Below are 19478 nucleotides of genomic sequence, written 5' to 3' on the forward strand. Positions count from 1 at the left end.
ATGGGATGGACCACCTACGCCGCCTACCGCTCCCCGAAGACCCGCGAGGAGGAGCGGCACGAGATCGTCGACCTCTACACCGACCTGGCCTTGGATGCGCCCTACGCCGCCGAGTGCCTCATGGCCTCCAAGGTCGGCAGCACCTGGTACCTCGCGATCCGCCTCGCCCCGAAGCCCGGCCGGCAGGCCGCAGAGTTGCCCATGCGCGGCTACGTGCCCGACGCCGCCGGGGCGATCGTCTATGCGGGCATCGTGCTGACGTCCCGCCGGGACGGGGAGTGGGGCTACAAGGACATGTGCGAGACCATGGGCCCGCACGAGGCCGCGGCGCCGCTGAAGCTGCTCGACCTGCTGTCCCCGCTCGACCCTGAGGTCGAGACCTATGCCGCGGCCTGGCGCGATCGCGTGGCGGCCCACCACGCGGCCAGGCGCGCCCGACCGAAGGTCCGCCCCGGCGACGTGATCGAGTTCGACGAGCCCATCGAGTTCACGGGCGGGCTGAAGGCGCGCCGGTTCCGGGCCTACGCGTACCGCCGGCATTCCGGCACCCGCGCGCGGATCCTCTACGAGACGCTCGACACCAGGCACGCCCACACCGTCCGCATGAGCGCCGAGGCGATCCAGGATCGGGGCGGCCGCATCGTCGCGGACGCCGCCGACCCCTGATGAGGTGTGCCACGGGTTGAAAGGCGAAGTGGGTCGCCACTCCGCCGCTTCCCCGGCGCACCGTCCCGGCCGTCCGTCCCACAAAGGGAGGGGCGGCCCCTTCCCGGGTGGACCCCAACCCGAGGAGAGACCCCATGCCGATCGGTACTTCACCCACCGACCCCGTCCCCGACGCCGCGCGCATCGCCGCGCAGAACGACGCCTTCCGCCGCCGGATGGGCAGCGTCGTCGCGGGGGCGTTCCACCCCGGCGGCGCGGAACTGCACGGCCGGGTCTTCGCCACCGCCCCCGTCGCGGCCAGGGGCCGGCCCTTCGTGCTGGCCTGCCTGCACGCGGTCGCGGCCGTCACCGTGTTTCCGCCCGAAGACGATCCCGACGGCCTGCGCGACTTCGGCGCAATGGGGGTCGAGGGCGCACGGGTCTGGTGGAAGATCGACCTGTATTCGGACGACCGGCTCGAATGGGGGTCGGAGCGCCCCGACGATCCGGCCCGCACCTACCGCGTGTTGATGCTGCTGTTCCCGGAGGACTGGTAGGCCGCGTCCCGCCCCGAAACACCGCGTCGCCCGCCGCGAGGCCCCCGCCCGGAGAGGGAAAGGGGGCTTCGCGCATGGGTGTGGCCGATCCGGCCACGAGAGAACCCGGAGACGAACCCATGACCACCACCAAGACCACCCTGCCCGAGCTGACCGAGACCGCCATCGCGCTCAAGGACCTGACCCTGCACCCGCTCAACGCCCGCGCGGGCTCGCCGGACGCCTACGCGGCCGACGACATCCCCGTGCTGGCCGCATCCATCGCGACGCTCGGCCTGCTCAACCCGCTCATCGTCCAGAAGGTCGAGATCGACGGCGCGCCCGCCTGGGGCGTGCTGGCCGGGGGCCGTCGCCTCGCGGCGCTGCGTCGGCTCTGCGAGGACAAGGACGCGAAGGGCTGGACGGCGCGCACCAAGATCGCCTGCCGCGCCATCGGCGACAACGTGGCCGCGGCGACCGCGATCACCGTTGCCGAGAACGTCACGCAGGCACCGATGGACCCGCTCGACGAGTTCGAGGCCTTCGCGCGGATGATGGAGACCGGCGGCCACGACGTCGACTCCATCGCCGCCCTCTTCGGCGTCGAGCGCCGCCGCGTGACCGAGCGTCTGCGCTACGGCCGCGTGCATCCGGACATCCGCCGCGCGGCGCGGGCCAAGGAGATCAGCCTGGACGTGATGAAGGCGTTTGCCAGCCATCCCGACCACGGCACGCAGTGGGCGGTCTTCGAGGCAACCGAGGGCTCGTACCGCCAAGCGTGGACCATCCGCGACCGGCTGGAGAAGGCCGGGGTCAAGCTCGGCTCCGACCTCGGCCGCTACGTCGAGGAGGCGTACCGCGCGGCGGACGGGCCGATCACGGCGGACCTGATCGAGGAGGACTCGGTGCTGACCGACGAGGCGCTGGTCGAGCGGCTGCTGGTGGAGAAGCTCGCCGCCCTGGCCGAGGCCGAGCGCGCGCGGCTAGGCTTCGCCTGGGCCGAGGGGCGGCGCACGGCCGACTACGAGGCGCTGCAGGCCTACGGACGGACCTACCCCTCCCCCATCGAGCCGGAAGGCGCGGCGGCCGAGCGCGTCACGGCGATCGCCGACCGTCTGGTGGCCATCGACGAGTTGCGCGACGAGGCAGAGGCCAACGACGACGGCACCGACTTCGACGCGCTGGAGGACGAGTACGAGGCCCTGCAACAGGAGCACGAGGAGCTGACCACGGGCTACGGCCCCGAGCAGCTGGCGAAGGCCGGGGTGATCGCCCACTGGCGCTACGACGGCCCGCAGGTGATCTACGGCCTGATCAGACCCGAGGACATGGTTCCGGCGGGGGGCGAGGCAACACCCGTCGGTGCGACCAAGGCTGACGGTGCCGCGCCCGGCACCGAGGGGGACGTCAAGGAGGGCCCCGCGCCCCTGGAGGTCGCCGCTTCGCTCGCCGCCGACCTGCGCACCGAGCGCGCGATCGTCATCGGCGCGGGGCTCGCGGCCGATCCGACGCTGGCGCAGGATCTGGCCCTGTTCAAGATCGTCTCCGACCTCTGGAACGCGCATGGCACGCGGGTCTCCTGGTCCATGGGGATCACGGCATCCCGCGGCGAGCGTCCGCACGGCAAGCCGGACGGGATGGACCAGGGGCCGACGGAGGCGATCGCCGCGTTGCGCGACGGGGTCGACCTCACGTGGATGGACGGCGCCCGGTCCGTGACCGAGCGGTTCGAGGCGTTCCGCCTACTCGACGCGGCCATGAAGGCACGGATCGTCGGGGTGGCCATGGCCGAGGCAATCGCGCCGGCCGAGTTGGGCGACCACGAGGTTCTGCTGACGCATGTCGCCCACCAGGTCGTGCCCGACATGCGCGCTGCGTGGCGGCCCACCGGCGAAGCGTTCTTCGGGCGGATCAGGAAGGCGCAGCTCCTGCACCTGTTGGCGGACGACCTGAAGCAGCCCGAGGAGGCCGCGCGGCTGGCCACGGCCAAGAAGGTCGACGTCGTGGACTACCTCGACCGGCTCTTCGCCGCACCCTTCGCGACGCTCACCCCCGAACAGCGCGAGGCCGTGGAGACGTGGTGCCCGCCGGGCATGGCGATCCCGGAGCTGCGGGAGCGGCATCGCGTCGAGGTCACGAATACCGCGGACCCCGCGGCGGAGATCGAGGAGGACGAGGACGAAACGTTCGAGGTCGAGCCGGAGGAGACGCTCGATCCGGACGAAGAGTTCGACGACTGCGAAGACGTCGCGGAGGAGCTGCCCGAGACCAAGGCCGCCTGACCACCCTCCGATGCGCACGAGTGGAGCCGTCCTGCCCGCAGAGGGAAGGGGCGGCTTCCTTCCGTGGTGATCCATCCATCTCACGGAGAGCCCCTCATGAAGCGCCGCGACATCCCGACCCTGCTGACCCACCTGACAGCCGACCTCGCCGCGGGCGACCTCACGACGCCTGCGCTCGCGGCCCACCTGACCGACGTCACCGGCGGCACCGACGCCGCGGGCGCCTGGTCCTGGCGGCAGGCCTACGACCTCGTCCAGGCCGCCGCGATCCTGGCGGACCGGGAGGACGACGCGGGCGATCCCGCCACGCGCCTCGCGCGCCTGACCGGCACGGCGGACGCGCGCGCGACCGAGACGCGGCGCTCGGAGACGCAGGTCCGGCTGCAGCAGTTCTCGACGCCCCTTCCTTTCGCCCATGTCGCCGCGGTCGCGGCCACGATCCGCCCCGGCGACGTCGTGCTGGAGCCGTCGGCCGGGACCGGCGCGCTCGCGCACATGGCGCGGCGCGCGGGCGGGCACGTCGTCCTCAACGAACTGGACCCGTTCCGCGCCGCGGTGCTGGAGGAAGTGTTCGGAACGCGGCCCACCCGGCACGACGCCGAGCACATCGACGACCTCCTCCCGCGCGAGACCTTGACCGACGTCGTCCTGATGAACCCGCCCTTCTCCTCCTCGGCTACCCGCGCGGGCGATCCGACCATCGCGCTGCGGCACACGCTGTCGGCCGCGAAGCGCCTCGTCCCCGGCGGCCGCCTCGTCGCGATTCTGCCGCGCGCCGCCTGCGCCGCGCGCCAGCCAGTGCTTTGGGCGCGGCTCATGGAGCGGGTCGCGCCCCGCCTGCACCTCGTCCTGCCCGATGCGGTCTACCGCAAGATGGGAACGAGCGTAGAGACCGCGCTGCTTGTGGCGGATCGCGTGGACGACGCCGCAGGGGCCGAAGCTCCGATCCTCCCCGAGCCGGTCGCGGACCTGGAAGCCGCGCTGCATGCCGTCCGCACTCGCCTGCCGGAGCGCCCCGCCCGCGTGCCGCGCGCCGTTCCGGCGACACCCGCACCCGCTCGACAGGCGTCGCTCGCCTCCGGCTCGCCCCCGAAACGCGCCCGCCGCACCGCGCCTTCCGCCGCTCCAGCCCGGTCCAGCGCCCCGACTCCGATCCCCTTCACCGTCCTCGACAGGCCCCACACGAACGAGGCCGTCTCGGACGTCTACGCCCGCTACGCCCCGCAACGCATCGAGATCGCGGGCGCGGTGGACCACCCCTCACCTCTGGTCGAGAGCGTCGCCATGGCCGCCGTCGCCCCGCCGGTGCCGGTCTTCCCCGAGGGCGGCGGACCGGCCCTACCGCCGGCGATCGTCGCGACCGGCGCGCTGTCGGCCGCGCAGCTGGAGACGATCGTGATGGCGGACGCCGCGCATGCCGTCGACCTGCCGGGCCGCTTTGCCGTTGCTGACGACTGGACCGAGATCGAGCCTGCCCACGAGGGTGCCGACGGCACCGCCTACCTCCAAGGCTACTTCCTCGGCGACGGCACCGGGGCGGGCAAGGGCCGTCAGGTGGCCGGGATCGTCATGGCGGGCTGGCTTGCCGGGCGGACGCGGGCGGTGTGGATCTCGAAGTCGAAGACCCTGATCGAGGACGCCGTGCGCGACTGGACCGACCTCGGCGGCGCGCCCACGGACATCGTGCCGCTGGAGCGCTGGAAGCCCGACGAGGCGATCATCCTGCATCGCGGCATCCTGTTTCTCACCTACGCGACCCTGCGCAGCGTCGGGAAGACCGGCCGTTCGCGGCTGGAGCAGCTCGTCGAGTGGTGCGGGCCGCACTTCGAGGGCGTCCTCGCCTTCGACGAGGCACACGCGATGGCGAACGCGGCCGGCAGCTCGGACGGCGCGCGCGGCGGTACTGCGCCCTCGCAGCAGGGCATCGCCGGACTGCGTCTCCAGATCGCGCTCCCCCGCGCCCGCGTCCTCTACGTCTCGGCGACCGGCGCCACGAACGTCTCGAACCTCGCCTACGCCACCCGGCTCGGGCTCTGGGGGCCGGGCGATGCCTACCCCTTCGCCACGCGTGAGGACTTCGTGGCCGCGATGGTCGCGGGCGGGGTCGCGGCGATGGAGGTGGTCGCGCGGGACCTGAAGGCGCTCGGGCTCTACACGGCCCGGGCGCTGTCCTTCGAAGGCGTCGAGTACGACATCCTCGAACATCGCCTCAGCGATGACGAGCGGGCGGTCTACGACCGCTTCGCGCGCGCGTTCAAGGTGATCCACGCCAACCTGCACGCCGCGCTGGAAGCGACTGGGATCACCGACGCGGAGAGCGGCGTCACCGCAGGCGCGGCGAAAGCCTCCGCCCTCAGCCGCTTCGAGAGCATGAAGCAGCGCTTCTTCGGCCACGTGCTGAACGGCTTCAAGGCGGGCACGCTGATCCGCGCCATCGAGGCCGACCTGGCGGAGGGATGGGCGCCCGTGGTGCAGATCGTGTCCACAGGCGAGAGCCATCTCGACCGCGCCGTCGAGGGGCTCGACGGCGACGACCTGACCGAGGCGGCGCTGACGCCGAAGGAAGTGGTGATCCACTGGCTGCGCACCGCCTTCCCCGTGCAGGCGCACCAGCTGGTCGAGATCGAAGGGCAGATGGTCGCCGAGCGGTTGACCGATGCCGACGGCCGACCCATCGTCAGCCGGGAGGCGGAAGCCCTACGCGACGCGGCGCTGATGGAGCTCTACACCGTCGCCCCGATCCCCTCCGTCCTCGACCGGCTCGTCTGGCACTTCGGCGAGGAACGTCTGGCCGAGGTCACGGGCCGCTCCAAGCGCTCCATCCGCCTGCCGGACGGCACTCTCAAGGTCGTGCCGCGCTCGGCGCAGGCCAACTCGGCCGAGGCCGCCGCCTTCATGGCCGGGACGAAGGACGTGCTGCTCTTCACCGACGCGGGCGGGACCGGGCGGTCCTATCACGCGGCGGCCACGGCCGGGAACCGCGACCGGCGGCGCCGGCACTACCTCGTCGAGCCCGGCTGGCGCGCGGCCGAGGCCATCCAAGGGCTGGGCCGGACGCACCGCTCGGCGCAGGTCACGGCGCCGTGGTTCCGCGTGGTAACGACGGACGTTCACGGCGAGAAGCGGTTCACCTCGACCATCGCGCGGCGGCTCGACACGCTCGGCGCCCTCACACGGGGCCAGCGAGAGACGGGGAGCCAGAACCTGTTCCGCGCCTCGGACAACTTGGAGAGCCCGATCGCCCGCCGCGCGCTGGTCGCGCATTACCACGAGTTGGTCCGGGGCACCTGCGAGGCGATGACCCATGCCGCGTTCGAGGACTGGACCGCGCTGCGTCTGACCGATGCGGACGGCGTGATTCTCGAAGACCTGCCGCCGATCCAGCGCTACCTCAACCGCCTCCTCGCCCTGCCCATCGACATGCAGAACGCGCTCTTCGGCGCGCTCGCGGCGAAGATCGAACAGCTCACCGAGCGGGCGCGCGCGAACGGCACGCTCGACGTCGGCATCGAGACGCTGCGCGCCGACCGCATCACCGTCGTCGAGGAGGCGGACCTGTGGACCTGCCCCAAGAGCGGGTCGGTCACGCGGACCGTGACGCTCGACTGCGAGACCGAGCTCCGCATCCCCGACGGCGCGACGGTCCTTCATGACCACGGCGCCCGCATGGCGCCGCGCCACAACGCGGCCTCGGGCAAGGTCGTGCTGATCTCGAAGCGACCGCAACAGGTGTTCGACGACGACGTGCTCGCCGAGATCCGCGAGACGCGCCGCCCCACCGGGCGCGGCTCCATGACGGAGGACGCCTTCGCTTCGTCGCACTGGGAACCCGTGGACGCCGAGAGGTTCGTCCGGCTGTGGGACGCCGAGGTCGCGGACCTGCCGACCGTCGAGACGCACCGCATTGTCCTCCTGACCGGCCTGCTACTGCCGATCTGGCGCGACATCCCGTCCGACAGCGAGCGCATCTGGCGCGTCACCCCGGAGGACGGCGTCGCCCGCATCGGCCGTGCGATCTCGCCCGAGCAGGCCGTGGTGCTGGCGGGCAGGTTCCGGGGCGGGGAGACCACCCCTGCGGAGCTGGTCGCCGCCGCGATGGCGGGGGACGGCGCGGTCGACCTGGGCCGTGGGCTGACGCTACGCGCGCGCCGCGTCGCCGGGACCAGGCGGCTCGAGGTCGAGGGCTGGCGGCCGGAGCAGGTCGATGCGCTGAAGGCCGCGGGCTGCTTCACCGAGATCGTCGGCTACCAGCTCCGGGCCTTCGTGCCGGTCGGCGACGCCGCTTCGGCCGTGATCGCGGTGATCCGATCCGGAGGCGGTATGAAGGTCGCCGCATAAGCTACTGATCCAGAGCGCTCGCGGTTCGGGCTGGACCGATCGCCCGCGCTCTGGGAGTCTGCGGATGTTCTCATCGGAGACGCACCCATGCCCCGCCGCCCCAAGCCCGCGCCGCCGGACGCCCAGATCGAGATGTTCCCCGCCCGCCTGCGCTTGGTGCGCGAGGCGCCGGAGGAGAACGTCCACCGCTACTACGCGCTGGAGGTCCAGCCCGACCTCTTCGGCGGGGCCTCCCTCGTCCGCGCCTGGGGCCGGATCGGATGGAGCCGGACGACGCGGGTCGAGCTGCATGCCGACGAGGGGCAGGCCCTCGACGCGCTGCGCGACTGGGAGACCGCCAAGCGCAAGCGCGGCTACGCGCCGGACACGAACCATGGGCGATGAGGAGACGAACATGACCAAGGCCACCACCAAGCCGCGCCGCCCGATCTGGGAGCGCGCGCAGATGTTCATCGCCTTCCACCGCGATCCCACCCGCCGGAAGCGCGAGACCCCCTACCTCTGGCCGCCGAAAGACGCGAGCGCGGGGCTGCGCGCCGAGACCGCCGACCAGGAGACCTTCGTCCACCTCCGCGGCCCCGACCGCGCGGACGACGTGCAGCTAAAGCTCCGCCCGAACGCGATCATCGCGCGGCGCGAGCCGGGGCGCGGCTGGTCGGGGATCGAGGTGAACGACCATTCGGTGCGCGTCCTCGTCGGCGACGTCTGGATCGAGATCGACCCCATGGGTGCGGTCAAGCGCGAGGCCGACGACGGGGCCTCGACCACCTTCCTCGAGTTCGACGGCTCGATCATCCAGCTGACCGAGGACGCCGAGGTCTGCGTGTCCGGGAACGGCGAGCGGATCACGCGGCGCACGGCCGAGCGGCTGGACGTGGTGACGGGCGACGGGATCATGTCGTCGCCGCGGAAGCGGATCGAGCGCTGACCCCGCTTTACCGGCTTATGCCTTCGCTCTTGTTCATCATTCTGCAACCTGCAATGCCCGGGCATCATTCATGTTTCTCGTCTCATGCGTCAGGTCTTCGCCCATGATCCGCTCTCTGCTCATCGTCGCCGCTCTCGCCTCTCCCGCCTTGGCCTTCACTGTCGTCGAGACGATCGAGGGCGTGGCGCGCGTGGTCGATGGCGATACGATCCGCGTCGGTCGTGTCCCCGTCCGACTGAACGGCCTCGCCGCACCCGAGATCTCCGGTGACCGCGTCCAGCCGGGCGGGATCGAGGCGACGGACGCGATGCGGGCGCTCGTCGAGGGCCGCCATGTCGTGTGCGATCTCGACGGTAGCCGCACGCATGGCCGGGAGGTCGGCCGGTGCGCGGTCGATGGGCAGGATATCGGGGAGGCGATGGTTCGGGGCGGCTATGCACGGGATTGCCGGCGCTACTCGGGCGGCGACTACGCCGCCGCCGAGTCGGCGGCCCGCGCTGCGGGTCGGGATCTGTCCGCGATCTATGCCCTCCCGGGCTACTGCTAGACCTGCTCCAACGCTGAACGGATGCGCTCGAGATACCGCCGATCACAGGCGGTGGCCGGTCGCACGTTTGGAAGGCGGTCGAAGGGGCCCCAGGGGGACGACTGTCGCGCAGCTTGACCGGACGACCTTCAACCGGATGGCGGAAAATAGAGGGAGGAGGGGGCTTCGCCTTGGGGCGATCCGAACCGGATCGGAAAAGAGACCCGAGGAGAAGACCCATGATCACCGGAACCCTGACGCGCAACGCCGACGGCACGACCTACACGCTGAGCGTCGCGACGCTCATGTTCGACATCGCGCGGCTGAACGTCGTGCCGAACGGCTACAAGAGCGCCGACAACCACCCCGACCACCACATCGAGCTCCGCACCCCGCGGGGCCGGACGATGCGCGTCGGAAGCATTTGGTCGGCCACCTCCAAGACCTCCAAGCGGGAGTACTTCCAGATCGCGCTGACCGACCGGATGGGCCGGTCGTGGCGCATGAACGCCGTGCAGGGCGACGAGATGCCGAAGGACGAATGGCGCATCGTGCCGCTCGCGGGTGGTGAGACCCAATCGATCGCGCTGACCGGCCGGATCGAAACGCTGGACGACGGCAACCTCGCCGGTTCCATCGGCTCCTACGACTTCGACATGGACTTCGTCGCCGTCGAGAACGCGCACAAGGCCTCGGACGACCACCCCGACTGGCACATCGAGGCGCGCTCGCCCGCCGGGCGGATCGTGCGGATGGGCTCGATCTGGCGCGCGACGTCGGAGCGGTCGGGCAACGCTTACCTCTCCATCGCCTTCCATGCGCCCATGGGGACGCAGCACCGGGCCAATGCCTTCCCGCGTGAGGGCGCGGCGCCGGGCACCTACGAGGTCGTGGCGCTGACGCCGCTGGCCGCGGCCGGCGGGGGTCTGGCGCTGGCGGCCTGATCCCCGCTCATTTCGATCAACGCCTTCCGGGCCGCCCCCAACCGGGGCGGCCCCTTTCCGCCGTGTCCATCGACACGAACCGGAAAGGACCGGACCATGACGACCCGCACCCAGACCACCCCCGCCATCGGGATCGACCGCGACGGCGCCGGGCTCCACGCCCTCGCCGCGCAGGTGACCGAGATCGCCGCCGTGCAGCTGTCCCTCGCCCCGGCCCAGGTCGAGCGCGCCATGGCGCTCTCGGCCTGGACCACCGCCGCCGAGATGATCGAGCGCGAGTTCCTCGGCACCTACCGCGGGTACTTCCCCAAATGCGGGATGGCCGTGCGCAACGAGGCCGTCATCGCCGAGGTCTTCGACGCGATCGCGAAGGCGCTCGGCGACCCGCGGCGCGCGCTGCGGGCGGGAAGCTACGTGCCCCCTGCCCTTGGTACTGCGTCCGTCGCCTCCATCGGAGGGCACGCCGATGGGTGAGGGTCTGTACTGGAGCCGGGACGGTCGCACCGCCTATGTCGAGCCCTTCGACGATCTCGACCCCGAGGATCGCCTCCGCTGGCAGGACGCCTGGTTCGACCTCGGCGAGGCCATCGCGTCCTGCCTTTCGGACGCCTGGGAACGCGTCCCGCGCCATTGGAAGCGCACCGGCGAACGGATCGTCATGTGCAACGGTCTGCACGAGGTCTGGCTGGTCGAGGACAGCTACGCCCGCGTCCACGTCACCTTCGGCGTCCGCGACGACCTCCACGAGACCGAAGCCCTCGCCCGCGCGACGATGCCGGACCGGGCCGAGGCGTTCTTCGATCGGCTGGCGCGGCACTACGACCTGCGCGTCCGCACCTCCGCCTGGATGAGCGCCGCGCGCGTCGCTCGCCCCACCGGGGAGGCGGCGGCATGAGGATCGAGCTGCGCGCTATCCGGTACAGCCCCTCCGCCTCGCAGGAGACGGCGTTCTACTCGGCCGACCTCCACGTCGACGGGCGCAGGATCGGCACGGTCTCGAACGGCGGCACAGGCGAGGCGGACGCCTTCCACGGCGACCGGGAAGCCTACGCTGCCGCCGACGCCTGGAGCCGCGCGAACCTGCCGCCATGGCGCACGCAGGACGGACAGGCGTTCGAGACCGACCTCGAGCTGCACTGCGCCGCGCTCCTGCAGGAGTGGATCGACGAGGACGACCTGCACCGCGCCCTCGCGGAGCGCGTCCTCTGGCGCGACCCGGTCGACGGGCTGGTCTACGAGGTCCGCCACCGCGGCAAGATCGAGGAGACCGTCGCCTCGGTCCGGCGCCGCCATCCCGGCGTAACGATCCTGAACGAGCTGCCCTTCGCCATGGCGCTCGCGATCTGGAGGTCGATCCCGCCGCAAGGTTTTCCGGAGGAGGGGCGATGAGCGCCCGCCTCCCCGTGCCCCCCGCCATCGCCGCCGAGATCGAGGCCGGCGCGCTCTTCGCGATCTCGCATTCGGGCGGCAAGGACAGCCAGGCCATGACGATCCTGCTGTGCGAGGTCGTCCCGCCCGAGCAGATCGTCGTCGTGCACGCGCCGCTCGGGCGGGTCGAATGGCCCGGCACCCTGCGCCACATCGAGCGGACGGCCGAGGGCCTGCCGCTGATCCTCGCGCATGCTCGGACGGAACTGCTGGACGTGGTCCGTCGGCGGGGCCGCTGGCCCACGCCCGGCATCCGGCAGTGCACGTCGGACCTCAAGCGCGGGCCGATCACCCGCGAGGTGCGACGCTACCTGCATGCCCGCCCGCAGCACGGCCTGCGCGTCGTCTCCTGCATGGGCATGCGGGCGGACGAGAGCGCCCGGCGGGCGAAGCAGGCGCCGCTGAAGCCGAACGCCCGGAACTCCGTCGCCGGACGGCACTGGCTCGACTGGCTGCCGATCCACCACCTGACGGAGGCGGAGGTCTTCGAGACCATCGCCGCCGCCGGGCAGCGGCCGCATTGGGTCTACCGGGCGGGGATGTCGCGGTGCTCCTGCTCGTTCTGCATCATGGCATCAAGGGACGACCTGCGCCGGGCAGCGCAGCTGCGGCCAAAGCTGGCAGCCGAGTACGTCGCGCTGGAAGAGGAGATCGGCCACACGCTCAGCCCGTCGCGGGTGCCGCTGCGGCGTCTTTTCGAGGCGTAGGTGGGTTGGCCCCGGCGGGAGGGGGCAACGTCGGCCCCCACTCGTCCTCGTCCTCTAGCCCTATTCCCTCGCCCTCCCTTACGCACGGGCCCCGTCTCCAATCTCAGGCGCCCGGTGGTGGCTGAGCTTCGTTACGTTCGGGCCCTGCCATCCTCTCGGGTATCCTCTCCGTCTTCTGCTGCCCGGGGCCGATGATCCACGCCTGCCGTTCTGGGCGCTGTTTGGTGCTGGGCAGGTGAGTTCGCGGCGGGCCAATTTCTGCCCGTGGTCTCCTGTCGTTTCGTGGCATGGGTGTCTGGCCGGATCGCGCGCGGGCGTGCCCTGCGGGTCGGTCCCCTCCCCTCCGGCAAGCACGAATACGGCTTCCACCCCCCTGCGGGGCGCGGACCCTCCGCATTCGCGCCTGCGCCCGCGCTTGTCCGCTCCGGCCTTTTCGACCCCATCGAAACGAAAGGAGACCACGACATGGCCCGCTACAACCTCACCGCCCCCGTCACCTTCACCCAGAACGGCACGACGAAGACCCGCTACACCCGGGTGGGCACCGTCTTCGAGAACACCCGCGAGGACGGCTCCAAGTGCCTCTCGATCAAGCTCGACTTCCCCGTGGGCGCCACCGAGCTCGTCGCCTTCGAACCCCGCGCCAGGGAGGACGAGGGCGGCGCCGAGGGCGAGGACGGGGGGCGTTGAGGCGCCCCCCACCCCGCCGGGGCGGCCCCAAGGGTCGCCCCGGAACGGACGGACACACCCTTCGCTCGAGGCCCAATGCGCCGCCATCTCCGGCCGCCCGTCACCTTCGGAAGAGGCGCTCGTCCCACCAGACCGGCGCCTCCAGCCCCACGCTCACGCCCGCGAAGTCCGGATGGGCCGTGTTGAAGACGACGTTGCGTTCCATCCTCGCGACGACGCTCGGCACGATCAGGATCGCGGAACGCCGCTCGTCGTACCATGCCGCCCCGAACCTGCGCGCCACGTCGCCCCCGCGGTCCGACCAGCCGGGGTGATGGGCCTCACTGAGAACCTCGTAGGACGTCCCCGCCGGGATCCCGACCTCGATGAAGTGCTGGTTCCGCGGCAGGTCGCCCGAGTAGTGGACGAGCTTCTCCAGCATCGCCGTCGAGTAGGAGAGCGAGGCGTAGATCACGCCCGCCCCCGCCTCGTGCCACCGGCCCGCGGTCCGGCGGGCGCCGCCGTCGTCCCAGATCGGGAACTCGCCGTCCGGGTCGCCGATGCGCCATGCCGTCCGAGCGTCCGGCAGTGTCCGCGGGCTCATGCCGCGAAGCCGGCCTCCGCCCGTCGCATCAGGTTCACGACCGCGTCCGCCCCCGCCGAGCTGCGCTGCGCTAGCTCCAGCGGCGAGCGCCCGTCCAGGAGCGGGTGCGGGCGGGACAGGAAAGCCTTCGCCGCGTCCTCGTCGCCGCCATAACTGCGGCGCGCCGCCTCCCAGACCCGGCCGACCTCGTAGAGACGCTCGCTCATCTCGCGCGACAGCGGTTTGCCGCCCTTGCGAACGCGCCGGAACGTGGCCTCCGGGATGATGCCGCCCACGACCTCGATCATCGGGCCGAGGGCCGAGCCGAGCGAGGTCGCCGCGTGGACCCCGAGCCCTTCGGCGACCTTGTCGGCGAGCGCGACGTCGTCCATTGACGCGGCGTCCTCCAGCCCGAGCAGGGCGGCGATGCGGGCGGGCTGGGATCCGGTGGTGGCGGGACGGGCTACTGCGTCGACCATGGGATGCTCCGTGGGTGTCATATGACGGCAAAATAGTCGTCATGTGACGACTCGGCAAGTCCTGCCGCGCTTGGTGGGCTCGGCTCGGTGCGCGATCCGCGTCCGTCCGGTCGCGTTGATAAAGAATTTGGCCGGACTCTTTACTTGATGGCGGTGAACCTAAAGCTGGCTTTCGTTGCTCGGGGGACCGCTGGCGGCCCCGCGTTCACCGCGGTCATTCCTATCCGCAAGCACTGGACGTCCATGCTTCGCGTTTCGATCCTCCGGACCTCCGCGTCCTCGCCGGTGCTCGGCCGCTCTCGCGCCCTGGTCGGGGCTGGCGCCCCTCCCCGAGCCCCGACGCGCCCGGCTCTCTGCGGCCCTCAGCGCCGTCCGGGGTCTCCTCCGGAGCCCCCTCCCGCCGCGGCCGCATGGTCGCCGGGTACGCCGGGTCTCGGCCCTGCGGGCGACGGTCACGGGTAGAGTGCTGGAGGACCGGGAGGGACATTGAAGAAGACGCTAGGCCTAGTTGAGAGGTCCCCCCTGCCCCGCCCTCGGGGATTCGCCGCCCTGCGGGCGCCGAACGCCGCTCGGCCGGGGGACGCCCCGGACCATCTCCCTGCCCCGCCCGTCCGTCACCTCGCCGGATCGGTCGCGGCCCGGACGCCTGGCAGGCCGGCGGTCGGCATCAACAGGCTTTCGCGGCATATCCTCGCCCCTGCGGGGCTGCGGTATTCCACGGTCCTGTTGACCCCTCCCTCGGACCGGCCTGCCCTGCTGGGCCTGTGCGACCGACCGACGGGTGACGAACAAGCGAAGCGCGGTAGGGGTGCGTCCGGTTCTCCTATGCGGAGGCCCTTCGGGCCACGGGGATTTGCTTGCCCCCCGCCTTCGGCAGGGGGCGGTGTGCTCCCTCGGTCGGGGATCGAAACAAGCGGGGTAAGGGTCTGATTGCAAACGATATATTTGCGTTTCAGGTCGATATACTCCTTCGGCGTCAGAGGGTTAGGGGGTATTCTGGGGGCACAGGAAGCGAAGCGCTTCCCATCAAGGCCGGCACCGCCCGGCGCACCCGGATCGAAGAAAGGACCACCCGATGACCATGACCGCCTATGACCAGATCGAGCTCTTCGGCCTCACCGAGACCGGCACCGACGAACTGCCCATCCCGAACGATCTCGAGTTGCAGGGCCGCGCCGTGGGGGACGCGTTCGACGCCATCATCGGGACCATCCAGAACACCGGGCTGGGCTCGGAGGTGGAACCGCTCGCCCACGCCTTCGCCACCATGTTCCAGCGCCGCGCGACCGTGACTGAAGAAGCGGTGGATCGGTTGAAGGACAAGATCGCCGCCCTGATCCGCGCGCAGGACGGCAGCGAGGTCGCGGAGATGGAGTTGGACGCGGCGCAGCGCCAGTTCGAGACGACGCAGGAGAAGGCCGACGCGCTGCGCCTCATGGCCGAGGCGGCGGCCGAAGCCTACGAGCGCGAGACGGGGGACGCCTACGTGCCCGTCACCGGCAACCGCACCACCCGCCGTGCGATGGAGACCGGCGCCGTGTTCGAGGCCAAGCGCCTGCTGGAGGCCGCGGACCGGGCCGAGGCCGAGCGCAACACCGTCAAAGGCACGTTCATCGCCGTGGCGGGGGCCTCCGACTGGACCGATCATGCCCGCATCTTCGCCCGGCTGGACGCGGCCCGCGCCCGCTGCCCCGACATGGTCCTGTGCCACAAGGGATCGAAGGGGGCCGAGCGCATCGCCGCCGCGTGGGCGCGCAGCCGGAAGGTCCCGCAGGTCCTGTTCCGCCCTAACTGGAACGCGCACGCCAAGGCCGCGCCCTTCCGCGCCAACGACGAGATGCTGCGGGCCCGCCTGCGCGGGGTGATCCTCTTCGGCGGGGGCGGGATCGGGCTGAACCTCGCGGAGAAGGCCGAGAAGAAGGGGCTTCACGTGGCGCGGATCGCGGCCGATGGGCCGGAGGCGGCGCTGACGCAGGCACGGGCGCGCAAGTCGGCGCAAGGGATGAAGCAGGCCGCGTAGGGGGACGGGGGGCTCGAAGCCCCCTGCTCCACCGGCGAGGCGATGGAGGGGCGGCCCCGGGCGGGGTCGCCCTTCGATGCGTCCGAGGTGTGCCTGGGGGGTGGCGCGACGGCGCGGCCCCTGCGGGGCCGCGGGATGTCCGGTCGGGCGGAGGCCGCGAGGGCCCCGCCCGACCGGACCGGCGCTATGCGCGCCGCAGCCACGCCCGATGGGGTGGCAGGAAGAGGATCGGAGAGACGAACCGGAGATCGGGCCGTGGCTCGATGCGGCGAAGTTGTTGGGAACGCCTCCTTGAACCGAGAGGGGCCATAACCTGCCACGTCGGCACCCCCCGGATCATGGTACAGGACGGCGACCAAAAGCGTTCCACCAAAGTCTAGACCTGCGCCCGGCTACGTTCTGGAAGGCGCAGGAAACCTTAATGGGACCGTCGAACCGTTTTATGCAGCCGTGCCGTTGAGGCGCACCCCTGAGAACCGGTTCATCCGCCGATGTACCGTGCCCCTGGTCCCTCCTTTCCTAGCCTGTCCTCGGGATTGGCAAGTGCGCAGCGATCCACACTGAGGCATCCGCAGCCGATGCAGATCGCCATCTTGTCGCGAAGGGCGGTCAGGGTCTCGATCCGGGCCGTGAGGTCGTCGTGCCAGATGGTCGAGAGGCGTTCCCAGTCGGCCGTGTTCGGCACCGTGTCCGTCGGCAGGTGGGACAGCGCCCGCTCGATCTCGGCGAGCGTGACGCCCGCGCGCTGCGCGACCTTGATGACCGTGACCCGCCGCAGGGTCTCGCGGCGGTAGACCCTGCGGTTGGCATCGTCGCGCTGCGAAGCGATCAGGCCGCGGCGCTCGTAGAAGTGCAGCGTCGAGATCGGCAGCCCGCTGCGCCGCGCCATCTGGCCGATGGTGAGGATCTTGTCGGGCATCTCGTATCCTTCCCACACGGCGCTTGACCTCAACCAATGTTGAGCCGGTAGGGCGGTGTCAATCGGAACGGGACGGGCGAGGCGACCGGCTTGGCGGAACAGACAGACATAGGCGCGTCGGCGACGGGCGGTGGCATGGCAACGAAAGTTGCGCTGCTGATCCTGCTCGGTCTCCTCTGGGCGGTGCGGATCGCGGCGATCAAGGCGGCGGGCCTATCGGGTGTTCCGGTGCATGTCGTCGTGACCATCGCGGCGCTCGGGCTCGCGGCCGTCTTCACCGCCCTTGCCGTGGCGCGATCGGACTGGCCGCCCGTGGATCGGGGGTTGTTGGGCTTCTACCTGTTGTCGGGCACCTTCGGCTTCCTCGCGCCCTTCGCACTGGAGGGGGTCGTCGCCCCGCACCTGCCAGTCTTCGTGTTCGTCGTGGTCATCGCAACTATGCCGATCCTGACACTGGTGCTGTCGATCCTGACGGGCGGGGAGCGGCTGGCCCCGCGACCGGTCATATCGGTCGCCCTTGGCTTCGCGGGGGCCATGGCGATCCTGTGGGACACTGCCCGCGAGGGCGGGGCATCCACTGTCAGCCACTGGTGGATCGCCGCTGCCTTCGGGGTGCCGGCGCTCTACGCGCTCAACACGGTGTTCGTCGCGCGCCGATGGCCTGCCGAAGTCGGCGCGGTTCAGGTCGCGCACGCGCAGGCGCTGATCGTGGGCACGGCGGCGCTGCTAGGCAGCCTCGCGACGGGCACCGGAGGCGATCTGCGGCTCGCCTCGCTGGACCTGCCCGCGCTCGGCCTCATCGTCGCGGGCGAGGCACTGGCGCTCCTCGTCTACCTGCGGATCACGCGCGACTACGGCGCGACCTGGGTGTCCTTCGCCAACTACGTCTCGATGGTCTTCGCTGCCGGGATAGGGGCAGTGGTGTTCGGGGACCGGATCACGGTGCTGACGGTGGTAGCGGCGCTTGCGATCGTCGTGTCGGTCACGATCTACCAAAGGCGGAACACGGCATGACGGCCCACGTCATCGACGACGCGGGCGCCATCCGCGCCGAGTGGCAGGACGGACGCGGGCGCTTGCTACGCGACGGCGCGGCCCGCGCCCATGCGTGGCCCTTCGTCCGCGCCTTCCTTTGGACCGCGCTGCCGATCACCGCGCAGGCGCTGATGGCCTCCTCGCGCACTGTGTTCGACGTGTTCATGACCTCCAGCCTCGGGTTCGAGGAGGTCGCCGTCGTCGGCTACGGCAGCCGCATCGTCTTCATCCTGATCCTGCTGGTCCTCGGCATCTGCAACGGGGCGGGCGTAGTGGTCGCGCAGTTCTACGGGGGCGGGAGCGAGGCACGCGCTCGGGATGCCATCGGCACGACCGTGCTGGTCTCGGTCGCGATCTCGATTCTCGGCTTCGGCCTCGTGCTGGCCCTGTCCGGTCCGCTGGCGGCGTGGTCGAGCGACGATCCCGCGATCCAGGACCTCGCGCTCGACTACCTGATCCCTGCGGCGGCAATGGTGCTGCCCTACTCAGTGGCCTTCGCCATCGCCGTGGGGCTGCGCAGCGTCGGGCGGCCGGGGCTCGCGACGGGCGCAGCGGTGATCGGCCTCGTGGCGAACGTGGTGCTGAACTACGCACTGATCTTCGGCAACCTCGGCGCGCCCGCCCTCGGCGTGACGGGGGCGGCCTACGCCTCAGTCCTGTCCTTCGCCATCGAGGCAGTCGTGGTGGCCGCCTGCGCGCTGATCTTCTTTGACCGGCGACTGTTCTCGCCCGCGCGGTTCAGGGCCTACCTGAACGCCGACACGATCCGGAAGGTGCTGCGCGTGGGCCTGCCGATCGCCATAGGCTCGGTGATCTGGGCAGTGGGGATCTTCATGTACTCCGTCATCACCGCGCAAGCCGGGTCGCAGGCGCTCGCGGTCCTCGCGCTGGTCACGCCCATCGAGTCGATGGCCATCGCCGTGATGATCGGGTTGTCCTCCACGACGAACGTGATCGTGGGCCAGGCCCTCGGGCGGGGCGACTTCCGGTGCGCCACGGTGGACGCGATCAGCCTCGTGATCTGGACCGTGGCGGCGGCCGTCTTGATGGGAGCGGCGCTGTGGCTTTCGAAGCCCGCGCTGCTCTGGCTCTACGCGGGCGCGGGGGCGTCGGTGCTGGCCGTGGCCGACGACGTGTTCGACGTGCTGGCCTGCGTGCTGGTGATCCGCGCGATCAACGTCACGCTCGTCGTTGGCGTCCTGCGCGCGGGGGCGGATACGATCTCCCCCATCGTGATGGACGTGAGCGCACAGTGGCTCGTCGCCATTCCGCTGACGGCCGCCGCCGTGGTCTGGCTGGGCCTGCCCTTCCCGTGGGTCTTTCTCGCCATCAATGCCGAGGAGATGGCCCGGCTCGTCATGGCGACGTGGCGCGTCACGCGCTTCCCATGGCTGCGAAGGATCAGACCGGAGGTGGCGTGAGGCGGCGGGCCGGCGGAA

Annotated in this window: 19 protein-coding genes; 16 read left to right on the forward strand and 3 right to left on the reverse strand. The window is 71.1% G+C overall.

The window, feature by feature from the left end; translation table 11 throughout:
- The 13 genes from JAN5088_RS17745 to JAN5088_RS17805 all read left to right on the forward strand — a co-directional run bounded on the left by JAN5088_RS17745 (position 1) and on the right by JAN5088_RS17805 (position 13024).
- A complete protein-coding gene (locus JAN5088_RS17745; protein WP_055684183.1) occupies positions 1 to 666 on the forward strand; it encodes a DUF6927 domain-containing protein in 666 nt (221 codons plus the stop codon).
- Between the two features lie 134 nt (positions 667 to 800).
- Entirely contained in the window at positions 801 to 1202 is a 402-nt protein-coding gene (locus JAN5088_RS17750; protein ID WP_055684184.1) for a DUF3768 domain-containing protein, read from the forward strand.
- A gap of 119 nt (positions 1203 to 1321) precedes the next feature.
- On the forward strand, positions 1322 to 3463 hold the full coding sequence (locus JAN5088_RS17755) for a ParB/RepB/Spo0J family partition protein (protein WP_055684185.1): 2142 nt from the start codon (positions 1322 to 1324) through the stop codon (positions 3461 to 3463).
- Positions 3464 to 3559: 96 nt separating this feature from the next.
- Positions 3560 to 7801: a strawberry notch-like NTP hydrolase domain-containing protein gene (locus JAN5088_RS17760; RefSeq protein WP_055684186.1), complete on the forward strand. Its 4242-nt coding sequence runs from the start codon at positions 3560 to 3562 to the stop codon at positions 7799 to 7801.
- An 87-nt stretch (positions 7802 to 7888) separates the two neighbouring features.
- Positions 7889 to 8185, forward strand: coding sequence for a WGR domain-containing protein (locus tag JAN5088_RS17765; RefSeq protein ID WP_055684187.1), 297 nt, complete (start codon positions 7889 to 7891; stop codon positions 8183 to 8185).
- Positions 8186 to 8195: 10 nt separating this feature from the next.
- Positions 8196 to 8729 (forward strand): hypothetical protein, encoded by a 534-nt coding sequence (locus tag JAN5088_RS17770; RefSeq protein WP_074962718.1) that lies wholly within the window; start codon positions 8196 to 8198, stop codon positions 8727 to 8729.
- A 103-nt stretch (positions 8730 to 8832) separates the two neighbouring features.
- Positions 8833 to 9276: a thermonuclease family protein gene (locus JAN5088_RS17775; RefSeq protein ID WP_082430106.1), complete on the forward strand. Its 444-nt coding sequence runs from the start codon at positions 8833 to 8835 to the stop codon at positions 9274 to 9276.
- Positions 9277 to 9494: 218 nt separating this feature from the next.
- Positions 9495 to 10199: a DUF736 family protein gene (locus tag JAN5088_RS17780; protein ID WP_055684189.1), complete on the forward strand. Its 705-nt coding sequence runs from the start codon at positions 9495 to 9497 to the stop codon at positions 10197 to 10199.
- 96 nt (positions 10200 to 10295) lie between these two features.
- Positions 10296 to 10673, forward strand: coding sequence for a hypothetical protein (locus JAN5088_RS17785; RefSeq protein WP_055684190.1), 378 nt, complete (start codon positions 10296 to 10298; stop codon positions 10671 to 10673).
- Positions 10666 to 11094, forward strand: coding sequence for a hypothetical protein (locus JAN5088_RS17790; RefSeq protein WP_055684191.1), 429 nt, complete (start codon positions 10666 to 10668; stop codon positions 11092 to 11094). The genes JAN5088_RS17785 and JAN5088_RS17790 overlap by 8 nt, the downstream gene beginning before the upstream one ends.
- On the forward strand, positions 11091 to 11588 hold the full coding sequence (locus JAN5088_RS17795; RefSeq protein ID WP_055684192.1) for a hypothetical protein: 498 nt from the start codon (positions 11091 to 11093) through the stop codon (positions 11586 to 11588). Before JAN5088_RS17790 ends, JAN5088_RS17795 begins: the two co-directional genes overlap by 4 nt.
- Positions 11585 to 12334, forward strand: coding sequence for a phosphoadenosine phosphosulfate reductase domain-containing protein (locus JAN5088_RS17800; RefSeq protein ID WP_055684193.1), 750 nt, complete (start codon positions 11585 to 11587; stop codon positions 12332 to 12334). Before JAN5088_RS17795 ends, JAN5088_RS17800 begins: the two co-directional genes overlap by 4 nt.
- Before the next feature lie 465 nt (positions 12335 to 12799).
- Complete coding sequence (locus tag JAN5088_RS17805) at positions 12800 to 13024, forward strand: hypothetical protein (protein WP_055684194.1); 225 nt, start codon at positions 12800 to 12802, stop codon at positions 13022 to 13024.
- Positions 13025 to 13124: 100 nt separating this feature from the next.
- Here JAN5088_RS17805 and JAN5088_RS17810 read toward each other — a convergent pair whose 3' ends face one another.
- Positions 13125 to 13607 (reverse strand): RES family NAD+ phosphorylase, encoded by a 483-nt coding sequence (locus JAN5088_RS17810; RefSeq protein ID WP_055684195.1) that lies wholly within the window; start codon positions 13605 to 13607, stop codon positions 13125 to 13127.
- A complete protein-coding gene (locus JAN5088_RS17815; RefSeq protein ID WP_055684196.1) occupies positions 13604 to 14065 on the reverse strand; it encodes an antitoxin Xre/MbcA/ParS toxin-binding domain-containing protein in 462 nt (153 codons plus the stop codon). The genes JAN5088_RS17810 and JAN5088_RS17815 overlap by 4 nt, the downstream gene beginning before the upstream one ends.
- A gap of 1075 nt (positions 14066 to 15140) precedes the next feature.
- Between JAN5088_RS17815 and JAN5088_RS17820 the strand changes: the two genes are divergently transcribed.
- Complete coding sequence (locus JAN5088_RS17820; protein WP_074962707.1) at positions 15141 to 16085, forward strand: DUF2493 domain-containing protein; 945 nt, start codon at positions 15141 to 15143, stop codon at positions 16083 to 16085.
- 481 nt (positions 16086 to 16566) lie between these two features.
- Here the strand turns inward: JAN5088_RS17820 and soxR are convergent, their stop codons facing one another.
- Positions 16567 to 17004 carry a redox-sensitive transcriptional activator SoxR gene (soxR, locus tag JAN5088_RS17825; RefSeq protein WP_055684197.1) on the reverse strand — a complete coding sequence of 146 codons (438 nt, stop codon included), beginning with the start codon at positions 17002 to 17004 and terminating at the stop codon, positions 16567 to 16569.
- 135 nt (positions 17005 to 17139) lie between these two features.
- Here soxR and JAN5088_RS17830 point away from each other — a divergent pair, with 135 nt between their 5' ends.
- Positions 17140 to 18018 (forward strand): DMT family transporter, encoded by an 879-nt coding sequence (locus tag JAN5088_RS17830; protein ID WP_055684198.1) that lies wholly within the window; start codon positions 17140 to 17142, stop codon positions 18016 to 18018.
- Positions 18015 to 19460, forward strand: coding sequence for an MATE family efflux transporter (locus JAN5088_RS17835; protein WP_055684199.1), 1446 nt, complete (start codon positions 18015 to 18017; stop codon positions 19458 to 19460). The genes JAN5088_RS17830 and JAN5088_RS17835 overlap by 4 nt, the downstream gene beginning before the upstream one ends.
- Positions 19461 to 19478 lie beyond the last annotated feature (18 nt).

Origin of the sequence: Jannaschia rubra (assembly GCF_001403735.1) — a bacterium.
In the GTDB taxonomy this organism is placed as follows: domain Bacteria; phylum Pseudomonadota; class Alphaproteobacteria; order Rhodobacterales; family Rhodobacteraceae; genus Jannaschia; species Jannaschia rubra.

What these genes read in the sequence shown, in the direction of transcription:
- JAN5088_RS17770 (WP_074962718.1), top strand. Translation starts at nt 8,196, where the DNA reads ATGACCAAGGCCACCACCAAGCCGCGCCGCCCGATCTGGGAGCGCGCG.
- JAN5088_RS17800 (WP_055684193.1), top strand. Translation starts at nt 11,585, where the DNA reads ATGAGCGCCCGCCTCCCCGTGCCCCCCGCCATCGCCGCCGAGATCGAG.
- JAN5088_RS17835 (WP_055684199.1), top strand. Translation starts at nt 18,015, where the DNA reads ATGACGGCCCACGTCATCGACGACGCGGGCGCCATCCGCGCCGAGTGG.
- JAN5088_RS17795 (WP_055684192.1), top strand. Translation starts at nt 11,091, where the DNA reads ATGAGGATCGAGCTGCGCGCTATCCGGTACAGCCCCTCCGCCTCGCAG.
- JAN5088_RS17775 (WP_082430106.1), top strand. Translation starts at nt 8,833, where the DNA reads ATGATCCGCTCTCTGCTCATCGTCGCCGCTCTCGCCTCTCCCGCCTTG.
- JAN5088_RS17820 (WP_074962707.1), top strand. Translation starts at nt 15,141, where the DNA reads ATGACCATGACCGCCTATGACCAGATCGAGCTCTTCGGCCTCACCGAG.
- soxR (WP_055684197.1), bottom strand. Translation starts at nt 17,004, where the DNA reads ATGCCCGACAAGATCCTCACCATCGGCCAGATGGCGCGGCGCAGCGGG.
- JAN5088_RS17760 (WP_055684186.1), top strand. Translation starts at nt 3,560, where the DNA reads ATGAAGCGCCGCGACATCCCGACCCTGCTGACCCACCTGACAGCCGAC.
- JAN5088_RS17745 (WP_055684183.1), top strand. Translation starts at nt 1, where the DNA reads ATGGGATGGACCACCTACGCCGCCTACCGCTCCCCGAAGACCCGCGAG.
- JAN5088_RS17790 (WP_055684191.1), top strand. Translation starts at nt 10,666, where the DNA reads ATGGGTGAGGGTCTGTACTGGAGCCGGGACGGTCGCACCGCCTATGTC.
- JAN5088_RS17810 (WP_055684195.1), bottom strand. Translation starts at nt 13,607, where the DNA reads ATGAGCCCGCGGACACTGCCGGACGCTCGGACGGCATGGCGCATCGGC.
- JAN5088_RS17765 (WP_055684187.1), top strand. Translation starts at nt 7,889, where the DNA reads ATGCCCCGCCGCCCCAAGCCCGCGCCGCCGGACGCCCAGATCGAGATG.
- JAN5088_RS17780 (WP_055684189.1), top strand. Translation starts at nt 9,495, where the DNA reads ATGATCACCGGAACCCTGACGCGCAACGCCGACGGCACGACCTACACG.
- JAN5088_RS17750 (WP_055684184.1), top strand. Translation starts at nt 801, where the DNA reads ATGCCGATCGGTACTTCACCCACCGACCCCGTCCCCGACGCCGCGCGC.
- JAN5088_RS17755 (WP_055684185.1), top strand. Translation starts at nt 1,322, where the DNA reads ATGACCACCACCAAGACCACCCTGCCCGAGCTGACCGAGACCGCCATC.
- JAN5088_RS17785 (WP_055684190.1), top strand. Translation starts at nt 10,296, where the DNA reads ATGACGACCCGCACCCAGACCACCCCCGCCATCGGGATCGACCGCGAC.
- JAN5088_RS17805 (WP_055684194.1), top strand. Translation starts at nt 12,800, where the DNA reads ATGGCCCGCTACAACCTCACCGCCCCCGTCACCTTCACCCAGAACGGC.
- JAN5088_RS17815 (WP_055684196.1), bottom strand. Translation starts at nt 14,065, where the DNA reads ATGGTCGACGCAGTAGCCCGTCCCGCCACCACCGGATCCCAGCCCGCC.
- JAN5088_RS17830 (WP_055684198.1), top strand. Translation starts at nt 17,140, where the DNA reads ATGGCAACGAAAGTTGCGCTGCTGATCCTGCTCGGTCTCCTCTGGGCG.